This window comes from Pseudomonas corni, from assembly GCF_057128765.1.
Genome location: NZ_JBSKHW010000003.1, coordinates 127,024 through 148,310, shown reverse-complemented (window position 1 = coordinate 148,310; position 21,287 = coordinate 127,024). Strand labels below are relative to the sequence as shown.

Below are 21,287 nucleotides of genomic sequence, written 5' to 3'. Positions count from 1 at the left end.
ACGCGCACGCCCGCTCCAGGCCCCGATCAACTGAAAGGCATACGTCCGAGTAACGTCATCAACAGCGCGACTGAATCGGCGTTTTTCATCATGAGGGTCCAACGGACCTGCTCATGGTCAAGAAATACCCCTCGGGCCTCATCCAGATCCACGGTGTCGGTGAGGTCCAGAATAGTCTGATAAGGCTCGCCGTCACCTTCGTCCAAATCGGTCCAGACCCCTCCCTTAAGCATTTGAAACAGCCGGTGCCTGGGCGTTCGGTGAGACAGATATCTCTGCTGTATGTCGCTGACACCCGCCTTGATCAAGGCCCCGTTCAAGTTGGAGTCTCGTAACAGATCAATGAACGGTGCCGGGGATTCGACATACGCGATATCAAGAGTATTGAGTGCCAGATGCGAGATCTCGTGGATCAGGATGGTCGCCCGATGATGAGCCCCGGCGTCGAACCCCCCGGTATGCGCCGCATCAGCCAGCGCAAATCCCGGCGTGCGGAAGAATCGCTCGGTTAAAAAAATGCGCCGCTCAGGGTCCGCCTTTACCGTCATCCCCAGCGTTTGCTCATAGCCAGGCTTATTGATGCCCACCACAAACCGTGGAGACGACCATGGAGCCAGGGAATAGTCGACCACCTCGTCGAACAGGGTCTTGGCCGAGGACTGCAATGACAGGCGCAGCGCTGGGCTGATCGTGGTCACCCCGAAGAAATCCTTGATGAGCGTCTCCGTACGGGTATCCAGAGCCGCGTCGGTGTCCGGGAATTTCAGATTATCCAGCACGTTTTCCAGGTAGCGCTTGGCCTGTAGATGGGCTTGTCCGATGCGTCGCGCATAGTCGCGATTCGTCGCACGAATCTCCGTCATACCCCGCGCCTGGGTGATAAACACCTCAGCCACATTGGCGTCAGCCGCCGACGCTTTCATGCGGGTATAGGCCGCACCGCCACCCAATAGTCCCCAGTTGAGGTCCAGTTCCCAGTGCTGCTGTGGGTTCAGGCGCAAAGGTGGGCCGCTGGCCCGGGTGTGGCGGCCAACCACCCGCCAGGTGCCCTCGACCTGCTGAACCTGAAACACCTTGCCGCCTATCGAGGCATAACGCTTGTCCGCGGTGTTGCCCAGATACAGATTGAGCAACGGATCCTTTCGCAACACCTGCAACTCGATGTCGTTGACTTCAAAAGCGCGTAAGCGCGCCTTCAGGTCAGCTGACAGTTGGCCGTTGCCCCATGAAAAATTGGGTGCCGGCGCGGTATCGGTTGCAGGCAACTCTCGCGAAGCCTCTTCTGTGATCTCCTCAAGCGCCATAACCTCCCGCTCTTCTTCACGGGCGGTGCGCTGGGACAGCAGCATCGCCAACCCTGCACCAAATTCCGAAATGGCCTTGCCCCAGCGTTCGGTCGTTGCCGAGGTGAAAGACGACTTGAACCACGACTGGCTCTGCCACGCGGACACCAGCATGCCGAGCTTGCCGGGAAGGAAGGTCAGCACCTGCTCGCCTGTCAGGGTCAACAGGTAGGTAAAGGAAGCCCAATCGGATTGTGCGGTGGTCACCGTCTGATTTTGCGCCAGGTTCTTCATTGCACGCAGCGTGTCCTCAAAGAAGAACAGGACGGCGTTGCCCATGACTGACTCGCTGCCGAGCGTTGGGGGCAATGGGACGCTCGCCGGCAACTCCAGAGGCGGGACGAGGCCGGTAGGTAAATGGGCTCCGCCGAAGCCACCAAAATCGTATCGCGCTCGGGCTTGGGGGCTCAGGCGCTGTAAAACCAGCTTTTGCAGGCTGGTATTGTGGTGCAGATCCTTCATCAATGCAGCTTCGTTGGCGTATTCCTTGAAGCAGAAATCATCGTGAAAAATGGCATGCAAGACCAACGGACCTTGCTCGGGGTCATCGGCGCCAAACAGATACATTCCGATCGCCACATCAGCTTGCATGCCAGGCGCTGCGATCAACGCGAATGGCCGAAGCGCAACGGCCACGCCATCGACTGGCTGGCGTGCCAGCGCGTCTGGCATTTCGATGACTTGCTGGATATACCACCAGGCCCGTTCGCTGATTACGCCCTCGAGTTTCTGCTCGAACGCCATTTCAAGCATTTGCACCGGAAACTGCCAGCAAAATCGTTCAAACCGGTCGGCGTAATCCGGTGAGTGAACGCTCAGCTTTTCTTCCAGCAGCTTCTGGAAATTGCCACCCACATCGAGCTTGCGGGCCAGCGCGCTCAGGTACGGCGGCGTCAGCACATCGATAACATTGAGCGGATCAGTGGTTGAGACCGAGAGCGAAAAGCCCTTGTCGGCGCCCAAATGGTTGAGCACAAAATCGGTCAGTGTTTCTTCGTAGGTTTCAGTCGCTGCGGGAACGCCCAGCGGGCTATTGGTGCCCACGACGCCCGGCGTCAAATAACGAAAATGCTTGACCAGAACGGTGTCCGGTTCAATCCACTGTCCGGGGAAGTCCGCCGCTAACTGGCTGACCAGCTTGTCTTTGGCAAACTCCTTGAGCTTGGGGATACCAAACAAAAAGTCCCGGCCCTGGCTTTCGACCTTGAAATACAGCCTCAGGAGTTCGCAATACGTCGCCAGGTCGAAATTGGAGGCGCTGCTCAGCCAAGTGGGCAGCGTGGCACTGAGCAGCAGTGATTCCAGGCTGAGGGTAAAGGCGTCCAGCGTTGCGGCTGTAACGTTCTGCGCCTCGGCGTCTCGGGAGAGTGCCACAAAGGCTTTGCTGTCGAGCTTTCGACGCATGGCGAAAAAATAGGCTGCCTCAATGGCCTTGTACTGCCGATGGTCCTCGCCGCCCTGCAGGACCTGGATGAAAGGCTCCGTGATAGGTTGTGTCTGCAATCGGATATCCGGCGAAGCTGGCTGCTGTAACCACGTATTAATCCGTAGCGCATCCTCCTCTGACAGCAGGCTCTGCCAGCGCACGCTTTCGTCCTGCTTGCGCAGCCAACGGTTGAGGTAGTGCGTCATCTCTTTCAATGAGCTGTAAATCCGTAGCCCCTTGATCGCTGACCAAAACACCAACGGTCCGTCAGCGTCCGCAGGGCGATGGAACACAAACGCATTGCTTAGCGCAACGGCCGCCTGCGTGGAGTCGTACTCGATGCTCAGGCTCGACACGTGGACTTGCCGATTACCCAACGCCGAGCGCACCGATTGAGCTGGCCGGTCCAGCAGCTGTTGCAGCATGTCGAGAACACCGGAATCGAGTCTCCTACGATACTTTTCCATTGCCAGTTGCAGGCGCAACTGCCGCGTGCGGATGTCACAACTCAGCTGCCGCAGATCGGTCTGACGGTCGCCTTCACGCACCACGCACACGTGAGATTCGCGAATCTGTTTGAGGTAACTGGCCGGAAACAGCGCGTGGGCGCGTTTGATCAACCGGTTGAGGGTCAGGCGCTGCATCGACGCGGTAAAGTAGCCGGATACCCATACCTGGGAGGGCACGAATACCTGCGTCCCCTTCGGCAGATCCACCACGCGCGCCCCTGATACACGCTCCAGCAGCCAACTCACCAGGCTGATCGTCTCCGCTGGCTCATCGGCCTTATCAACAGGCAGGCGCAGTTGCACATCCCGAGCATCAAATCGCCCGTCAGCCAGCACACACAGTTGTGTATTCAGCACCCGACGAGCGCACGCTTCAATCCCGGGGCGACTCGTGCGCACGTGCAGCAGCTCAGCATCCAGCGCCTGTAACTGCGACACCCACGTGTCTTCTTGCGTATTGGTCGTATGGAGCGAAGTCACTGCCGCGCTGGCTACCTGCACGCCAGTGGCGAGGGTTGGCGCGACGATGGACGACTCACCGACAGCGTCTGCCGCCTTCGCTTCAGGTACGAATGAACGCGGGATCTGCCGCCAACGGCCGCTGTCGTTACGCGCGTGCAGGCGCGAATCCAGCAATCGTCGAACGTCCAGCGCATCATCGACCATCACCTGTGCTTCGTGGTGGTCACGGTAGTGGCGGGCGAGGACGAATTTCAGGTTGCGTTGCTGAAAGCCGATGATGCCGTCGACAAGATGAGACGCCAGGTCGCCCTTTTGCGCGTCGTACGGCTCGTAGGCCAGGTCGAGCGGGCCACTCCAGGTAGCCAGCACATGGTCATTGAATGACAGATGCCTGAACATGAACTCGCGACCCGCGGCGGTACTGATGTGCGCAAGCAATGCACTTCGGTCGTCGAAACCACGCAGGCCGGTTTCAGCCGAGAACAGCCACACGCTTTGGTCATCCAGATCGACGAACTCGACGGTAAACAGGCCCACCAGCTTGAGCGGTTCCTGTCCGGGAAACATGGCTGCCAGCTTGCTGATGCGAGTGATTCCCAGATCATTGTGAATCACACGGCCGGGCAACAACGCGCGCAGGTCAGCAAACTGTCGGGGGGTGAGCTTGCTGTTGGCTCTGTTGTCCAGCAAGGCTTGACGCATGGACTCAGCGAGCGCCAATACGGCTTTGTCTCGGCGCAAAGACAGCGTGTGGCCTCGCCAGTAGGTTTGCAACGTGCGCTCAAACGATCCCGTCAAAGCGCTGGTGAGTCCACTGAGCATCTTACGATAGGGTTTGGACCAGTTGGCATCGAGCGTCTGGCCGTTGCCATCCAGAAAGACAAAAGACTGATCTGCCGTCAAAGCCGTGCCAACGTAGGTGTCGAGCGCGGCATCAAGCAGGCTGCAAGTGCCGATGATCTCGCTGCCCGTCGAACTGTCGGCAGTGTTGCTCTGCTGCGCAATCTGCAACTGGACCCAATTGATATCGAAGGGAATCTCAGGTGAAGGGCGGTCTACACTGTTTTGCAGCAGCTCAGTCATGGCGCTGCGCAAAGTCGGCAGCGACTCGATCTGCTGGGAGAACGCGTTCACGGCGTCGATCTGGACGTCGACGATCGCGCCCATCCAGGACTCGAATACCGGGGCGTCCAACAGCTCGACTTCAAGGTCTGACAACGCCTGTCCAGCGGAGTCAATGCCCGCCTTCAGGTATTCGAGGAGGGACTTGCGGTCATCGAACGGCTCAATTCCGTATAGCAGCGTGTAGAGATAAACCTGGGGGTCTTCGCTGTCCTCGTGGCTGATCAGCAACGCACCTGGTAGTTCGCTGCCGACGAATTCGCTGGACTGGCTGAGCAGTCGATCTACGCGCGGCGCACCTGTCTGTGACAGGCCATCGGAGGCATCGACGAGGGTTTGAAGCCAGCTGCGCTGCTCTTCGCTGATACGTCGCGAGGACGCAGCGACGCCTAGATCCGTCGCGAAGACAGATTTGAGCAGCTCAGAATCAAAATAGGGGGTAAGCGGGGGAGTCATATTCAGTTCCTTTTGAAAATCGTGCCCGGAACAAAGGGACAGGCACGGATCAAAAGGACTGAATACGAAACGTCACGGGCAATGAGTTACATATTGCTCGCGAAAGCTTTTATTGCGCAGATTTACAGCGAGATAGGCTTGCGGCCTGCAAATGAGTGAGCCAGCGTGCCGCCGTCGACCAGCTCAAGTTCGCCGCCCAACGGTACGCCATGGGCAATGCGCGAAGCGATCAGGCCCTTTTTGCTCAACAACTGAGCAATGTAGTGCGCAGTGGCTTCGCCTTCGACTGTGGGGTTGGTAGCGAGAATCACCTCGGTGAAGGTGCCCTGCTCCTCTATCCGCGCCATCAACAAGGGAATGCCAATGGCTTCGGGGCCCAGACCGTCCAGGGGCGACAGATGCCCCTTGAGCACGAAATAGCGACCGCGATAGCCAGTCTGCTCCACCGCGTACACGTCCATCGGGCCTTCAACCACACACAACAGAGAATCATCCCGACGCGGATCGGAGCACTGTGGGCATAGGTCATCCTCGGTCAGCGTGCGGCATTGACGGCAATGTCCTACACCCTCCATCGCCTGACTCAGGGCCTGAGCCAGACGCGTGCCGCCGCTGCGGTCGCGCTCCAGCATCTGCAATGCCATGCGCTGGGCGGTCTTCTGACCAACGCCCGGCAAGGTTCGCAGTGCATCGATCAATTGGCGGATCAGGGGGCTGAAGCTCATTGGGCCAAGCTCATCACGGAAAGCTCCGACAAGAAAACGAGACGCGGTTTATACCCGCGCCTCTGGTCAGCGTCAATTGAGGGTCATGAGACCTTGACCACCAGCTTGCCGAAGTTTTTACCTTCGAGCATGCCGATAAAGGCGTCCGGGGCATTTTCCAGCCCATCGACCACGTCTTCACGGAATTTGACCTTGCCGTCGCGGACCAATGGAATCATGGCCTGCATGAATTCGTCCATGCGCTCGTAATACTCTTCGTAAACGATGAATCCCTGAATCCGCGCGCGCTTGGTCAGCAAGGTGCGCATCAGCAATGGCAGATGATTCGGGCCGTCGGGCGCGCTAGTGGCGTTGTACTGCGCGATCAGCCCGCACAGGGGAATACGCGCGTGCTGATTGAGCAGCGGCAGAACCGCTTCAAACACTTTCCCGCCTACCAGCTCGAAATAGATGTCGATACCGCTCGGACAGGCTTCGGCCAGTTGCTCGGCGAAATGCTCACTCTTGTGATCGACGCAGGCGTCGAAGCCCAATTCGTCCATCGCATAGCGGCATTTGTCGACACCGCCTGCGATACCGACCACCCGCAACCCGTGCAGTTTGGCGATTTGCCCGACCACCGAACCCACAGCGCCGGATGCTGCTGCGACGACCAGGGTTTCACCGGCTTTGGGCTGACCGATGTGCATCAGGCCCATGTAACCAGTGATGCCCGGCATGCCCAGCACACCAACGGCCATGGAGGGGCTGGGCAATTCCTTGGGCATGGCCGTGAGGTTTTTGCCGTCGGACACGCTGTGGGTTTGCCAGCCGGTCTGCCCGACCACCAGATCACCTTCTTTGAAGTCTGGGTTGCGCGATTGCTCGACCACGCTCACCGCGCCGCCTTCCATCACGCCATTGATCTCGACCGGAGGCGCGTAGGACGGCGCGTCGCTCATGCGTCCGCGCATATAGGGGTCCAGAGACAGATAAAGAGTGCGCAATTGCACCTGACCGTCCTGCAAGTCGGGCAAGGCTTCGCGTTCGAGACGGAAATTCTCCGGCGTCGGCGCGCCCTGCGGCCGGGAGGCCAGTACGATACGTTGATTGAGGACCAATTCCTGGGACATCGGGATGCGACTCCTGAATGAATACTGAAGGGGTATGAAGAGCAGACCGTGATGGTCCGGAGGCGTTCGGTTGGATCGGGCCGATCCGTATGACATGCTTCATTCAAAAGCGGATAGATTCTGTAGGAGCCAACTTGTTGGCGATACCGCTGCCCGCAGCGAACCAGAATCAACGCCTCGCGAACAAGTTCGCTCCTACAGAGAACAAAATTCTGGCAAAAAAATGCCAGGCACATGGCCTGGCATTCGGGTGCACTTAGCGCCGTGTCAGAACGGTAGCTTCATGCCTGGCGGCAGCTGCATGCCGGCGGTCATGCTGGCAGTTTTTTCCTGGCTGGCGGCGTCGATCTTGCGCACGGCGTCGTTGACGGCGGCAGCGATCAGGTCTTCAAGGATTTCCTTGTCCTCCTGCATCAGGCTGTCGTCCAGGCTGACGCGCTTGACGTCGTGACGGCCGGTCATGACGATGGTCACCAGGCCTGCACCTGATTGGCCAGTCACTTCAGCGTTGGCCAGTTCTTCCTGCATCTTGGCCATTTTTTCCTGCATTTGCTGCGCCTGCTTCATCAGGCCAGCCATGCCACCTTTCATCATGAGAGTTCTCCTCAGAAGTCGATCGGGTCATTGACGAGGCGCTAAACAGCTTAGCGCCTCGCGGTCATTAATGGGTCTGTGCTACCGGAGCATCCACAGGCGCGATTGTATCCTCGCGGATCACAGCACCGAACTGTTGCAGCATCTGCTGGATGAACGGATCACCGTGGATGGATTCCTCAGCCTGACGCTGGCGGTCAGCGCGTCGACGCGCCCCCGCCTGCGCCGGGGTTTCCTGCTCGGGCTTGATCAGCTCGATACTCAGATTGAGAGTGCGTTCATGAAATTGGTTCAGCGCATCGTTCAGACGGCGTTGCTGGGTCGCGTTGAACAGGGCGCTATGGGCCGGGTCCAGGTGCAGCAGCCAGTTGTCGCCGTCCATGGAAATCAATGTGCAGTTGGCGGCGATGCTGGCGGTCATGCCCGAGACCGGGAGCTTGGGAAAAAGCTCCAGCCATTCCAACGCCAGACCCGTGGCCGGCGCGGAAGCAGGCAGCAATTCAGGTTCAGCTTCCACCGCCTCGACGGTTTCGACGGTCTCATGGGCCAGGTCATCCAGATACGCGTAGGACGCAGGATCAATGTCCACGTCCGGTTCGTAATAGTCGTCGTCCGGCGGCGGCTCGTCGTCGCGGTCCATGGGTGCTGGCACATAGGCAACCGCGTCGGGCACGGTTTCCAGCATCGATGGGGTGACCACCTCGGCAGCCGCTTGCGTTTGCTCCGGCGACTCCACTTCCGGTGCATCCGGGACCGGGCTGGCAGGGGCTGGCGTCGGCATCGGCGTCAGGTCTGGCTGCTCGGCCACTGTGTCGAGCACCGGCTCGGGGATTTCCTCATCGGCGGGCGCCTGATCGGACTCGGCCGGTGGGGCGTTTACCGGCTGGGCAATTTTCGGCTCGTTCCACGGCAGGTCGACTTCTTCGGCAGGCGCAGCCGCGACCTCGGGTTTGGCAACAGGAACGGGCTGCGCGACAGCCGCCGGAGCAGGCATCAGGGCTGGGGCAATAACGGCCGGAGCGGCGGCAACCGCCGGGGCAACGTTCGCTGCACCGGCCACCGTTTTTTGGGAATCAGCCGTGGCCGGGCTGATCCCCACTGACTTTAGTGACTGTCTGGGCGCGTCATCGTTGTCGGCAGGACGAAACGCCAACATCCGCAACAGCACCATTTCAAAGCCGCCTCGCGGGTCCGGCGCCAATGGCAGATCGCGTCGTCCGATCAGGCCCATCTGGTAATAGAACTGAACGTCTTCGGCGGGCAAGGCCTGGGCCAGTGCCAACACCCGATCGCGGTCACCATGGCCGTTGTCGACCCCTTCGGGTAGCGCCTGAGCGATGGCCACGCGGTGCAGCACGTTGAGAATTTCCGAGAGCACGCCATTCCAGTCCGGGCCCTGCTCGGCCAGGTGCCGAACCGCTTCGAGCAAACTGCGCGCGTCGCCGTCGATCAGCGCCGTCAGCACGTCGAACACCTGACCGTGATCCAGCGTCCCCAGCATGGCGCGCACGTCGGCGGCCATGACTTTGCCTTCGCCGAAGGCAATCGCCTGGTCGGTCAGACTCATGGCATCGCGCATCGAGCCGTCGGCGGCGCGGCCCAGCAGCCACAGCGCGTCATCTTCAAACGGTACGTTTTCAACGCCCAGCACATGGGTCAAATGCTCGACCACGCGTTCAGGTGTCATATTTTTCAGGGAGAACTGCAGGCAGCGCGACAGGATGGTCGCCGGCAGCTTTTGTGGATCGGTGGTGGCCAGAATGAATTTGACGTACGGCGGCGGCTCTTCGAGGGTCTTGAGCAGCGCATTGAACGAGTGGCTTGAAAGCATGTGCACTTCGTCGATCAGGTAGACCTTGAAGCGTCCACGACTGGGCGCGTATTGCACGTTGTCCAGCAGCTCGCGGGTGTCTTCGACCTTGGTCCGGCTCGCGGCGTCGATCTCGATCAGGTCGACGAAGCGGCCTTCGTCGATCTCGCGGCATACCGAACACTCGCCACATGGCGTAGAAGTGATGCCGGTTTCACAGTTCAGGCACTTGGCGATGATTCGCGCGATGGTGGTCTTGCCAACGCCACGGGTTCCCGTGAATAAATAGGCGTGGTGCAGGCGCTGGCTGTCCAGCGCGTTGATCAAGGCCTTGAGCACATGGGTCTGGCCGACCATTTCGCGGAACGAGCGCGGACGCCATTTACGTGCAAGAACCTGATAACTCATCGAAAACCGTCGCGACTGGGAAGCGGAAGAGCGCAATGCTAGCGGAGCAGCACTAAAATTGCATCCGATGTCCGTGGGTTATGGCTTTAATATGGCTACGCTCATGCCGTTGTTCAAACGTTACACTGGCCCGCAGCACAGCGTTGCTCACTTTGAGGGTCCCGGATGCGTCGGTTGGTAATGAGTGCTTTAGTGCTAACGAACGCTTCGGCCGTGACGGCTGGGCCGTCGCTGCGGTTTTCGGTGGCAGACAGTTGGTCGATGCCGCTGATGCAGGTGGGCCGCGATGGCCCGACCGCCGGTATTTTGTTCGACATCATGCAAAGCCTGTCGCACCAGATTGACCGGACCCCTCAATACCGCGTCTATCCCCGCTTGCGCGTGCAAGCGGCGCTGGATCGGGGTGAGGTCGATGTGCTGTGTTATGCCGCGCAATCCTGGTTGCCCGGCATGTCGGGCGATTACACCTGGAGCCTGCCGCTGCTCAATCAGCGCAACGTTCTGATCAGTACCTCTTGGAACTCGGCGTCGGTCCAGCCCAGCGACATCCTGGGCGACCACATCGGAACTGTCCTGGGCTATGAGTATCCGGCGCTTGACCCTCTTTTCGAACGCCGTGACCTGATACGCGAAGACGCACGGCTGCAGGAGCAAGTCTTGCAAAAGCTGGCAGCGTATCGCTATCGGTATGCGGTAGACACGCAATGGTCCCTGGACTGGTACAACCGCGGCAGACTCGACGCCGACAAGCTGACCGCCGTGTGGACCATCGATGAACAACCCGTTGGCTGCGTGGTGCGCAATGACCCCGATGTCCCGGCGCAGCGCATCATGCGCACGTTGTTACGTATGAAGATGTCCGGAGAAATCGAACGCATCGTCGAGCGTTACAACACGCAATCGGGTAACCCTGCCGAGCCGCAATGATCGCACGCCCGTCGCCATCCTGAGCTTATGCGTCAGTGGCGATGCGTGCTTGCGCTGTAGCAAGACCGTCACACTGCCTCGCTAGGCTGCGTCGAAATCATTTGAAACAACTTCGGCCCAGCGAACAGGTAGAGCCATGAGCGATGAACCACAATCCCCTTCGACGCCGCCCGCCAGCGAAACACCTGTTGATACCGGTCGACGCCGCTTTTTAGGGGGCGTTGCAGTGTTGGGCGCAGGCGCCACGCTCAGTGGTTACGTCAACGCCAAGCAAGCCGGTGCGAGCACCGACAGCACGCAGAAAACCTTGCTGACGGGGCCGGATCTGGACCGGGCGCTGCATGACAACGTCAAAACCATCGTGGTCATCTACGCCGAAAACCGCAGTTTCAATAACCTGTTCGGCAATTTCCCCGGTGTCGAGAAACCGCTGTCTGCGCTCAAGCCTGGCGACTATCAACAACGCGACCGCGACGGCAAGCTGCTGCAAACCCTGCCCCCGGCCTGGGGCGGCATGTTGCAAGTGGGCCCGCAGACCGTGGACGGCGTGACCTATGCCACCGGCGTGCAGTTCCAGGACAACCTGCCCAATGCGCCCTACCCGCTCAAAGGACCGAACGGTGAAGACCTGCCGCTGGGATTGGTGACGCGAGATTTGTGGCATGTGTTCTACCAGAACCAGATGCAGATCAATGGCGGCAAAAATGATGGCTTTGTCGCCTGGGCGGACTCCGGCGGCTTGCCCATGGGCCATTACAGTCAGTCGCAATATTCCCTGCGACTGTGGGACGTCGCCAGAGAGTTCGTGCTCTGCGACAACTTCTTTCAGGGTGCCTTTGGCGGCTCGTTCCTCAATCACCAGTATCTGATCGCGGCGACGGCACCGTTTTATCCGGACGCCGCCCATTCAGCCGCCAAATCACAGATTGCTGCACTGGAAAGCGACGACCCCCATGACTTTCGGCTCAAACCACTGGAGAAATCCCCGGCCAGCGCTCTGACAGGCCCGCCGCAGTTTGGCCCCAGCGCCTTGACCCCGGATGGCTATGGGGTTAACACCCTCGCCCCGCCCTACTGGCCTACCTGGCTACGCGATCCCGAGAAACCGGACTATTCCAAACCGGACCTGGCTAACGTGCTGGTGCCGCAAAGCCACGAACACATCGGTGACAAGCTGTCGAAAAAGAACGTGGATTGGGCGTGGTACGCCGGTGCCTGGCAGGCGACGCTGGATCAGTTCAAGGATTCGGGCGGCATTCCGAAGATCCCGAATTTTCAGTACCACCATCAGCCTTTCAATTACTTCAAGCAGCAAGGCCCGGACAATCCGCAAGAGCGCAGCAAGCGCCTGCGTGATGGCGGCTTGGGCGATGAAGTCAGCACCAATAAGTTCTTCGCGGACGCCCAGGCGGGCAAGTTGCCGGCGGTGTCGTTTTATAAGCCCCAGGGCAATCTGAACATGCACGCCGGTTACGCTGACGTTGCGTCCGGCGACCGGCACATCGACCGCGCCATCAAGGTGCTGCGCGAAAGCCCGCAGTGGGAAAACATGGTGATTGTGGTGACGGTGGACGAGAACGGCGGATGGTGGGATCACGTCGCCCCACCCCAGGGCGACCGCTGGGGACCGGGCACCCGCGTTCCGGCGCTGGTCATTTCACCGTTCGCGCGCAAAGGCACGGTGGATCACACGGTTTACGACACGGCCTCGATCCTGCGCTTGATCACCCGCGTACACGACCTGGAAAAACTCAACGGCTTGAGCGAACGCGACAACGCCATGACCGCCCGCGGGCAAACCCCGATGGGTGATCTGACCAATGCGTTGCGGTTCGTTTGACGGCCACGGCATGATCAAGGACGGTACGAAGGTCATCAAACTGTAGGAGCGAACTTGTTCGCGAGACGCCATACCTGATCCATCTGGTAAACCGCTTCGCCAACAAGTTGGCTCCTGCAGGGACCGCACCAGGGTCCAACGCTCTGCTTGTCCACCGAAGAGCGTGGCAACGAACGTTTAGCCCTCCACCTCATTGGCAATCAACGCCAGCAGATCGGTGGTGCCAACGTCTACGCCTGCCTGAGACAACAACGTAGTGGCCTGGCCGCGATGGTGGGTCTGGTGGTTGAAGAAGTGCGTCAGCAGCCCATAAAAATTACGACGGTGCTGAACGCCAGCGGTATTGGCGTAATGGAGTGTCACATCCAGGTCGTCGTCGGACAGCGCGGCAGTCCAGTCTATGATCAGTTGATCGAGCCACTGTCGCTGGAGGGTCAATTGATCCAGCTGATTGAACAAGCGCTGGTCCAGCCCTTGAGGATTGTCGAGTTGCAGGACGGGCGCCAGCGCTGGCCATTGCGCCGGATGGCGAGCGAAACGCTTGAGCCAGATGATGTCGGCCGCCAGCAGGTGATTCAGCGTGTTGAACAGCGAGCCGAAGAACGCTTTGTTGTCTGCAAACAGCTGATCCTGGGACAGCGTAGCGGCCGCCGCGTACAGCTTGTCGTTCATCCACTGGTTATAGCGGGCCATCAGTTGCAAGTGCTGGGTGCGGTTCACGTTCGAGCGCTCTGGCTAACAATGGTGGGGCGACGCTACTGATTTGCGTGATCGCTGTCTACGGTCTTTGGCAAGCGCAACGTCAGCCCACCCAGCAACACGGCGACCACGCAGATGGCGCCATACACACCGACAAATGTCCCGCTGGCGCTGGCCAGCAGCCCGGCGCAGTAGTTGCCGATCATGCCGCCCACCCCCTGCATGATGTTGGCAATCCCGAAAATCGTCACGGCAAGCGCAGTGGTACTGGCCATTTTGGACACGTACGCCGGTATCAGGCCGAAGATCGGATAAAAAGCGATGGCGAACAGAATGCCCGCCAACAGAGGCCAATAACCCATCGGGTGGAAGACGAAGATCAGCGCCGCCAGCGCGACATTGACGTACACCAGCAGCATCGCCGCCCGAAGGCCCACTCGGTCAGATAGCCACCCCACGGCCAGCCCGGCGAACATCCCAACGAAACCAATGACCGCCCAGATCTGCGCGGTGCGCTCAACCGCAAAGCCCAGCTCGGTGCGCAGGTAGGAAGACAGATAGTTCTGGAACGGAAAAGTGGAAAACCCAATCAGGAAATTCATCGACCAGACGGTCAGTACCCAGGGCTGCATCAACGGGCTCGGGCCCGCGGAGCTTGTCTGGTCAACGGTCGCCGAGGCCGCCGCCAAAGTCGATTGGCCGTCAGCCTTGATAAACAGTCGCGCCCGCCTGAACACGACGAACACTGCTATCGAAATGACCACGGTCATCAAGCCGACGATCCACCAGACCGTGCGCCACTCGCCCTGTGGCGCGTACATCGGCACCAGCAAACTGTTGATGAACACGCCATAACTGGTGCCGCTGGAGACCAGCCCCATCGCCATCCCGCGATAGCGATAGGCAACGGCGCGGGACAGCACATCGACCATCGGCACAAAGACCGTGGCAGCAGTCCCCGCCAGCACGGTCAGCAACAAGCCAATCACGAACACGTTGTGCGAAAGCGGTATCAGGAGCAACGCCACGCCGCACACCACCCCTGAGCCGAAGATTACCCGGCCGCCGCCCAATCGCGGGGTCAGCCAGGCCGCCAACAACGCGCAGAGCAGAAAACCGAATTGCCCGGCGGCAGTGATGGCTCCAACGTAGGTAATGTCGAACCCGAGGCTGGCGCGCATGTCTGGCACCAGCTGGGCAAACAGGTAAATCCCGAAGCCATAGGTCGCTGCCACCAGACCGGTGAGCAGCACCACGATCAAAGCATTCATGCGCATGGTCAGGCTCCTGATGAAATCCATTCGGCAGGCAAAGCCACAGCAGTGGGGGGAACTACTTTTTCTGTAGGAGCCAACTTGTTGGCGAAGGGCATCGCCGGCAAACCCGTCAAGCCCTCTCGCCAACAAGTTGGCTCCTACAGTTGAATCGGCTTTTACATCAACGCAACCAAAGCTCTTTCACCGAATGGTCCGCACTTTTGCGCACCACCAGGTTGGCGCGTTCGCGGGTCGGCAAAATGTTTTCCAGCAGATTGGGGCGGTTGATGTCATGCCATATCTTGCGCGCGGCGTCCGGAGACTTGGCCGGATCGAGGTCCGCCAGCTCGCGGAAGTAAGCGCCGCGCGCGCGAAACGCCGTTTGCTGCAGCATCAAAAAGCGCTCCACGTACCACTGCTCGATGTTGGATTCGTCGGCATCCAGGTAAATCGAAAAATCGAAAAAGTCGGAAACGATGCTGCCGGGCTTCTGGCTGCTATCGCCTTCGGTCTGCAGCACATTGAGCCCTTCGAAAATCAGAATGTCGGGCTGACTGACAGTTTGAAACTGGTCGGGAACGATGTCGTAACTGATGTGGGAATAGACCGGCGCACTGATTTGCGCAGCACCAGCCTTGAGATCGGACAAAAACCGCACCATGCGCTTGCGATCGTAACTTTCGGGAAAGCCCTTGCGGTGCATGATGCCTTCGCCGTTAAGCTTGGCGTTGGGATGCAGGAAACCATCGGTGGTAACCAGATCGACCCGCGGATGATCGGGCCAGCGCGCCATCAGCGCCTGCAATACCCGGGCGAAGGTGCTTTTGCCGACGGCGACACTGCCGGCAACGGCGATCACAAATGTTTGTTTATGCGCCGGACGCCCGAGAAACGTGTCCTTGATGCCTGACAGGTTATGGGCGGCGCTGACGTGCAGGTTGATCAATCGGGACAACGGAAGGTAGATGTTGGAAACGTCTTCCAGGGAAATATCTTCGTTTACGCCTCGCAACGCCGACAGTTCTTCTTCAGACAAAGTCAGCGGCGTATTGGCGCGCAGCCCCGCCCATTCCTTGCTGGTCATTACGAGATAGTCATCAGGCGCCATCTATAGCTTTCCGTCCAAGTGTCTGTATCGACAATGGTGCGAAGACTATCCCATCGGTCAAAACGGCGGCAGATTTATTTGATTTGCCTCGGGTTATTGGCTCGAGCTAGGCGGCTGAAACGTTACTTCCAGCCCTTCAGGACGCATCCCTGACGGCAACAGGCGGATCGCGTTGCAACCACCCCGCCACCTTGTCTGCTGCCAGCGGTTCGGAAAACAGATAGCCCTGTACCAGCGTGCAGCCAAGTGATTTCAGGGCTTGCAGTTCCTCGCCGGTTTCGACGCCTTCGGTGATGCATTCAAGCTCCATGTCCTGGCTGAGGGCCAGCAATGACTTGACGATCTTGTAGCTGGCCGGGTCCTGATGAATGTTGGTAATGAAGCTGCGGTCGATCTTGAGTTTGGTCAGCGACAGCGCATGGATCTGGCTCAAGCTGGAATAGCCCGTACCGAAGTCGTCCAGCGAGATGCCACACCCCAGTTGCCGAAACAGGCTGATGGCGCGCTGGGTCTGCACGATGTCCTGAATGACGGCGGTTTCGGTGATCTCGAAGTCCAGCCGTCGCGGGTCGAACTGACTGCGCCTGACCACTGCCATGATCAATTGCACGGCTTCTTCGGAACCGCAGTCGTGGGCCGAGAGATTGAACGACAGGCGCACGTCCTGCGGCCAGGACCGCGCGGTGTCCAAGGCTTTTTCCAGCAACGGCAAGGTCAGCCGGTTGATCAGGCCGATGCGCTCGGCCACCGCGATGAAGTGACAAGGCGCAACGCTGCCAAGCTCGGGACTAACCCAGCGCGCGAGGGCTTCAAACGCCACCGTGCGCTGGGTGCGGATGTCGATGATGGGCTGAAATACCACCGCAAACTCTTCGACGATATTGGCCCGGCGCAGGCCCTGCTCAGTCAGTACGTCGCGGTTGAGCTGCTGATAATGAACTCCGGAGAACAGGCACATGCTGCCCGGCGTGACCTTCTTGCTTTGGTACAGGGCGTAATCGGCGTATTCGTAGATTTCAACGCTGGAGGTGGCCATGTCCGGGAAGATCACTACCCCCAGCGACGCGCTGATCTGAATCTGGATATCGCCCATCGAAAACGGTTCGCGGATGGCATCGCAGACGGCGTTACCCAATCTGCGAAGGCCGCCATCGCTGATCGACCCCGACATGATCAATCCAAACTCGTCGCCACCGAGCCGGGCCAGATGAACCTCAGCGCTTACAAAGCCCTGCAGCCGCTGGCCGACCTGCACCAGCAGTTTGTCCCCCACGCGGTGGCCATAAATATCGTTGACCGGCTTGAAACCATCGAGGTCGATCAACCCCACCGCCAAACGGGAGTCACCATTGGCGGCGAGGTCCAGTTGGGTGTCGAGCACAGTGAAAAACTGCCGACGGTTGGGCAGCCCGGTCAGGCTGTCCTGATTGGCCAACCGCTGGTTTTCATCGCTTAACCGTTCACTGCTGGCCTGCATGTTCACCAGGCGGGTGAAATCGCGGTAGTGGTTTTGCAGCACAAACAACATGGCCGCCGTCACCAGAAAGACGTTCACCGCCATCGCAATGAATATCGGGTTATGGGTGGAGGCGAAGAATGCGACGAACGCGATATTGACCACCGCCGCCGTGGTCAGCGCCGCCGGACGCAGGTGCATCAGGCAGAAGATGCAGACGATGACGGTGATCGCCATGTAAAACGCCACATGGTTCTGGGCGTAGACATCACCGTAGGGATACAACGCCAGTGACCAGCCCGTGAAACCCACTGCAATCGGCCCTGACAGTCGGTTGGTGCGGATCAGGGTGCTTAGGATTTTTTCAGGCGTTGGCAATTCCCGGCGGATACGCATCCACATCAGCGCGCGCCATCCGCCCACCAGGGTCAGCAACAGCGGGCAATCGATTACCAGCCAGCGCGGCGCGGTGGCGTAATGGGTCGCAGCCAACGCGAGGGTGTTGACCAGCAGGATCAGGTACATCATCGGCAACTGACGGGACAACGCGACGAACTGCGCTTTCAGCAGCCGGGGATTGTCGCGTGGCACGGACATCAGCGCTTTAAGGTGGCCAGGCAGGCTTTTTTTCATCAACGGTCAAGGACTCAAAAACTGCACCGGGACGAATTCCGGCAATTGATCGGTCAAGTCGCGAGAGAAATACCCACGACCTGTCCATGACCATCGGCCTCTGTTCACCGTTCTGTAATATTCCCGACCGATAGCATGTTTGCCTGAGCGCAGGCCCAGTAGGAGCGGACCTGTCCGCGAGTTCGGTGGGTCTGCCGATGAAAATGGGTGGACTGCACCGCGCCCTTCGCGGACAGGTCCGCTCCCACGTTGATCCTGGGCGTACCAACGATCTGCGTCATGCAAAAAAAAGCCCGGTCACGCCTGAAGAATCAGGCCATTGACCGGGCAAACACACACATTCATTCACTCAGAAGCGAGGCTTTACCGCCAGGCCCTGTAGGAGCGAACTTGTTCGCGAGGCGTCACGCCAGATACACGCAAAACCCGCCTCGCCAACAAGTTGGCTCCTACAGAAAATGCCAGCAATTCACTCAGAAGCGAGGCTTTACCGCCAGGCCCTGTAGGAGCGAACTTGTTCGCGAGGCGTCACGCCAGATACACCGCAAAACCCGCCTCGCCAACAAGTTGGCTCCTACAGAAAATGCCAGCAATTCACTCAGAAGCGAGGCTTTACCGCTTGCCAGTCCGGCTTGTAGCGCTGCATCTGCTTCACGTCGTCACGCTGGCGGATGCCGCAGGTCAGGAACTGTTCGTGCAATTTGGCCAGCTGATCTTGATCGATTTCCAGACCCAGCCCGGCGGCGCGGGTGATTTTCACGCAGCCGTCGACAATCGGCAGCTTGCCACCCTTGATCACTTCCTCGTCCGGTTCTTGCCACGGGTAATGGGTATCGCAGGCGTAATCCAGATTGGGCACCGAGGCGGCGACATGAGCCATGGCCATCAGGCTGATGCCCAGGTGCGAGTTGGAATGCATCGATACGCCCAGGCCAAATGTGTCGCACATTTTCGCCAGCGCCTGGGTGTCCCGCAGGCCGCCCCAGTAATGGTGGTCGGCGAGCACGATCTGCACGCTATTGAGCGCCACGCTGCGGCGGAACTCGTCGAAATCGGTCACCACCATATTGGTCGCCAACGGCAAACCGGTGCGCTTGTGCAGCTCGGACATGCCCTCAAGGCCTGGCGTCGGGTCTTCGTAATACTGCAGATCGTCGCCCAGCAGCTCGGCCATTCGAATGGATGTCTCCAACGACCAGTTGCCATTGGGATCGATACGCAGCGGATAACCGGGAAATGCTTTTTTCAGCGCCTTGATGCACGACACCTCATGCTCAGGCGGCAACGTACCGGCCTTGAGCTTGATGCTCTTGAAGCCGTACGCCTCGATCATGCGCCCGGCCTGAGCGACGATTTGCTCCTCATTCAGCGCCTCGCCCCAGTTGTCAGGCTTGTAGGGGGAATCAACATGCTGCGCGTATTTAAAGAACAGATAGGCGCTGAACGGGATTTCGTCGCGAATCGCCCCGCCCAACAGGTCCACCAGAGGCACGTTCAGGTAATGGGCCTGCAAGTCCAGAAACGCGACTTCGAACGCCGAATAGGCATTGCTCACTGCTTTGCTGGCATGAGAACCCGGCGCCAGTTCCGCCCCGGCAATGCTCGCCGGTTTATTCGCGGCAATCGTAGCCTGAACAATGGCCCGCAAATGATTGAGATTGAAAGGATCAAGCCCGATCAACTGGCTTTGCAATTGTTGCTGGATCGCCAGCGCCGGAGCGTCGCCGTAGCTTTCACCCAGACCGATGTAGCCGTTGTCGCTTTCGATCTCGATGATCGAACGCAGCGCGAAAGGTTCGTGGATGCCACTGGCGTTGAGCAACGGCGGATCACGAAAGGCAATGGGGGTGACGGTTACGCGAGTGATTTTCAAGAGACTGCTCCCGATTGATCAGGGGTTAATACGTGGCGATTCTGGGCGAGGGGTTTCCCGGACTCTGCGGCGGGTTTGGCCACCGGTGCGGACTTTCCCATCAGTGAATTCGGGGTATCGCCCTTGGGCGTGGTGCGGGCGAAGAAGATCACCACCGCCGCCACCAGCGAGGTAATGGCCAGACCGTACAGGCCACCCTGGATCGAGCCGGTGGTTTGCTCCAGAAAGCCGAACGTCGTAGGAGCAACGAAGCCACCAAGGTTGCCGATGGAGTTGATCAAGGCAATCACTGCTGCTGCGATGCGTGCGTCGAGATAGCCCTGCGGGATCGGCCAGAACAAAGCAGATGCGGCCTTGAAACCGATGGCGGCAAAACAGATGGCGACGAAGGCAAAGATCGGCCCGCCGACGGTGGACATGAACATGCCAAACGAGGCGATCACCAGGGTCAGTGCGACCCAGGCCTGCTGGTGCTTCCACTTGGCGGCCATGGCGGCGAAACCGTACATGGCGATGATCGAGATGATCCACGGGATCGAGTTGAACAGCCCGACCTGGAAGTCGCCCATGTTGCCCATCTTCTTGATCATGCTCGGCAGCCAGAACGTGGCGCCGTAAATGGTCAGTGCGATGGAGAAATAGATAAAGCAGAACAGCGCGATTTGCCGATCCGCCAGCAGCTTGAACATCGACGGTTTGACAGTCTGGGTTGCTTCACGCTGACGCTGCTCTTGGGCGATGGCGCCTTCGAGTGCGTCCTTCTCTTCATCGGTCAGCCATTTGGCCTGACGCGGGTGAGATTGCAGCCAGAACCAGACGAAGCCACAGAGGATGATCGAGGCGAACCCTTCAATCAGAAACATCCATTGCCAGCCGTGCAGACTCAAACCGCTGACGTTCAAAAGCGCGCCCGACACCGGGCCGGAAATCACCGAGGCAATGGCCGAGCCGCTGAGGAAGATCGCCATCGCCTTGCCGCGCTCTGTCGACGGCAGCCACTGGGTGAAGTAATAAATGATGCCGGGGAAGAAGCCCGCTTCGGCGGCGCCCAGAATGAAGCGCAGGACATAAAAGCTCGTTTCACCCTGGACGAACGCCATGGACATCGCCGCAGCGCCCCAAGTGAACATGATCCGCGTCAGCCAAGCGCGGGCGCCATAGCGTTGCAGCAGCATGTTGGACGGAACTTCGAACAAGGCGTAACCGATGAAGAACAAGCCAGCGCCCAGACCATAGGCCGCGGCGCCGATACCCAGATCGGTTTCCATGTGGCTGCGCACGAAACCGATGTTGACTCGGTCGATGTAGTTGACGATGAACATCACCACAAACAGGGGCAACACGTGCCGTTTTACTTTGGCGGCAGCGCGGGCGAGGACAGTATCGCCGTCTGCTGACTGCGCGCCGTTCAGGGGGATGTGATTCAAGGGCCGAACTCCCGATCATTATTTTTGTGGGAACACCCTGATCATGTACGCTCTGATTGTTACCGTCTAATCTAGATTGGCACTTGATTGATACCTGGATT

13 protein-coding genes are annotated in these 21,287 nt (G+C 59.2%); 2 read left to right on the top strand and 11 right to left on the bottom strand.

From position 1 onward, the window contains the following. Window positions 1-26 precede the first annotated feature (26 nt). The 5 genes from ACWKV9_RS07750 to dnaX all read right to left on the bottom strand — a co-directional run bounded on the left by ACWKV9_RS07750 (window position 27) and on the right by dnaX (window position 9,967). Window positions 27-5,318 (bottom strand): dermonecrotic toxin domain-containing protein, encoded by a 5,292-nt coding sequence (locus tag ACWKV9_RS07750; protein ID WP_483835504.1) that lies wholly within the window; start codon window positions 5,316-5,318, stop codon window positions 27-29. Between the two features lie 122 nt (window positions 5,319-5,440). Then, window positions 5,441-6,043 (bottom strand): recombination mediator RecR, encoded by a 603-nt coding sequence (gene recR, locus ACWKV9_RS07745; RefSeq protein ID WP_483835503.1) that lies wholly within the window; start codon window positions 6,041-6,043, stop codon window positions 5,441-5,443. Window positions 6,044-6,126: 83 nt separating this feature from the next. Beyond that, window positions 6,127-7,155 (bottom strand): NADP-dependent oxidoreductase, encoded by a 1,029-nt coding sequence (locus ACWKV9_RS07740; protein WP_483835502.1) that lies wholly within the window; start codon window positions 7,153-7,155, stop codon window positions 6,127-6,129. A 267-nt stretch (window positions 7,156-7,422) separates the two neighbouring features. Further along, window positions 7,423-7,749, bottom strand: a complete 327-nt coding sequence (locus ACWKV9_RS07735) for a YbaB/EbfC family nucleoid-associated protein (protein ID WP_268800472.1) — start codon at window positions 7,747-7,749, stop codon at window positions 7,423-7,425. Window positions 7,750-7,816: 67 nt separating this feature from the next. Continuing rightward, on the bottom strand, window positions 7,817-9,967 hold the full coding sequence (gene dnaX / locus ACWKV9_RS07730; protein ID WP_483835501.1) for a DNA polymerase III subunit gamma/tau: 2,151 nt from the start codon (window positions 9,965-9,967) through the stop codon (window positions 7,817-7,819). 165 nt (window positions 9,968-10,132) lie between these two features. Here dnaX and ACWKV9_RS07725 point away from each other — a divergent pair, with 165 nt between their 5' ends. Continuing rightward, complete coding sequence (locus ACWKV9_RS07725; RefSeq protein ID WP_483835500.1) at window positions 10,133-10,894, top strand: substrate-binding periplasmic protein; 762 nt, start codon at window positions 10,133-10,135, stop codon at window positions 10,892-10,894. A gap of 136 nt (window positions 10,895-11,030) precedes the next feature. After that, complete coding sequence (locus ACWKV9_RS07720; RefSeq protein WP_483835499.1) at window positions 11,031-12,734, top strand: acid phosphatase; 1,704 nt, start codon at window positions 11,031-11,033, stop codon at window positions 12,732-12,734. 177 nt (window positions 12,735-12,911) lie between these two features. On the opposite strand, the gene ACWKV9_RS07715 is transcribed toward ACWKV9_RS07720, so the two are convergent. The 6 genes from ACWKV9_RS07715 to ACWKV9_RS07690 form a co-directional block, all read right to left on the bottom strand. Beyond that, window positions 12,912-13,454, bottom strand: coding sequence for a DinB family protein (locus ACWKV9_RS07715; RefSeq protein WP_483835498.1), 543 nt, complete (start codon window positions 13,452-13,454; stop codon window positions 12,912-12,914). 35 nt (window positions 13,455-13,489) lie between these two features. Next, entirely contained in the window at window positions 13,490-14,710 is a 1,221-nt protein-coding gene (locus ACWKV9_RS07710) for an MFS transporter (RefSeq protein WP_483835497.1), read from the bottom strand. 160 nt (window positions 14,711-14,870) lie between these two features. Next, the gene (gene coaA, locus ACWKV9_RS07705) at window positions 14,871-15,797 is read right to left on the bottom strand and encodes a type I pantothenate kinase (RefSeq protein ID WP_483835496.1); all 927 of its coding nucleotides are present in this window, start codon (window positions 15,795-15,797) and stop codon (window positions 14,871-14,873) included. Between the two features lie 136 nt (window positions 15,798-15,933). Then, a complete protein-coding gene (locus ACWKV9_RS07700; protein ID WP_483835495.1) occupies window positions 15,934-17,886 on the bottom strand; it encodes a putative bifunctional diguanylate cyclase/phosphodiesterase in 1,953 nt (650 codons plus the stop codon). Window positions 17,887-18,484: 598 nt separating this feature from the next. After that, entirely contained in the window at window positions 18,485-19,759 is a 1,275-nt protein-coding gene (locus tag ACWKV9_RS07695) for a glucarate dehydratase family protein (protein ID WP_483835494.1), read from the bottom strand. Continuing rightward, entirely contained in the window at window positions 19,756-21,081 is a 1,326-nt protein-coding gene (locus tag ACWKV9_RS07690; protein ID WP_483835708.1) for an MFS transporter, read from the bottom strand. Before ACWKV9_RS07690 ends, ACWKV9_RS07695 begins: the two co-directional genes overlap by 4 nt. Window positions 21,082-21,287: the final 206 nt, after the last annotated feature.

What these genes read in the sequence shown, in the direction of transcription:
- ACWKV9_RS07750 (WP_483835504.1), bottom strand. Translation starts at nt 5,318, where the DNA reads ATGACTCCCCCGCTTACCCCCTATTTTGATTCTGAGCTGCTCAAATCT.
- recR (WP_483835503.1), bottom strand. Translation starts at nt 6,043, where the DNA reads ATGAGCTTCAGCCCCCTGATCCGCCAATTGATCGATGCACTGCGAACC.
- ACWKV9_RS07740 (WP_483835502.1), bottom strand. Translation starts at nt 7,155, where the DNA reads ATGTCCCAGGAATTGGTCCTCAATCAACGTATCGTACTGGCCTCCCGG.
- ACWKV9_RS07735 (WP_268800472.1), bottom strand. Translation starts at nt 7,749, where the DNA reads ATGATGAAAGGTGGCATGGCTGGCCTGATGAAGCAGGCGCAGCAAATG.
- dnaX (WP_483835501.1), bottom strand. Translation starts at nt 9,967, where the DNA reads ATGAGTTATCAGGTTCTTGCACGTAAATGGCGTCCGCGCTCGTTCCGC.
- ACWKV9_RS07725 (WP_483835500.1), top strand. Translation starts at nt 10,133, where the DNA reads ATGCGTCGGTTGGTAATGAGTGCTTTAGTGCTAACGAACGCTTCGGCC.
- ACWKV9_RS07720 (WP_483835499.1), top strand. Translation starts at nt 11,031, where the DNA reads ATGAGCGATGAACCACAATCCCCTTCGACGCCGCCCGCCAGCGAAACA.
- ACWKV9_RS07710 (WP_483835497.1), bottom strand. Translation starts at nt 14,710, where the DNA reads ATGCGCATGAATGCTTTGATCGTGGTGCTGCTCACCGGTCTGGTGGCA.
- coaA (WP_483835496.1), bottom strand. Translation starts at nt 15,797, where the DNA reads ATGGCGCCTGATGACTATCTCGTAATGACCAGCAAGGAATGGGCGGGG.
- ACWKV9_RS07700 (WP_483835495.1), bottom strand. Translation starts at nt 17,886, where the DNA reads ATGAAAAAAAGCCTGCCTGGCCACCTTAAAGCGCTGATGTCCGTGCCA.
- ACWKV9_RS07690 (WP_483835708.1), bottom strand. Translation starts at nt 21,081, where the DNA reads ATGTTCATCGTCAACTACATCGACCGAGTCAACATCGGTTTCGTGCGC.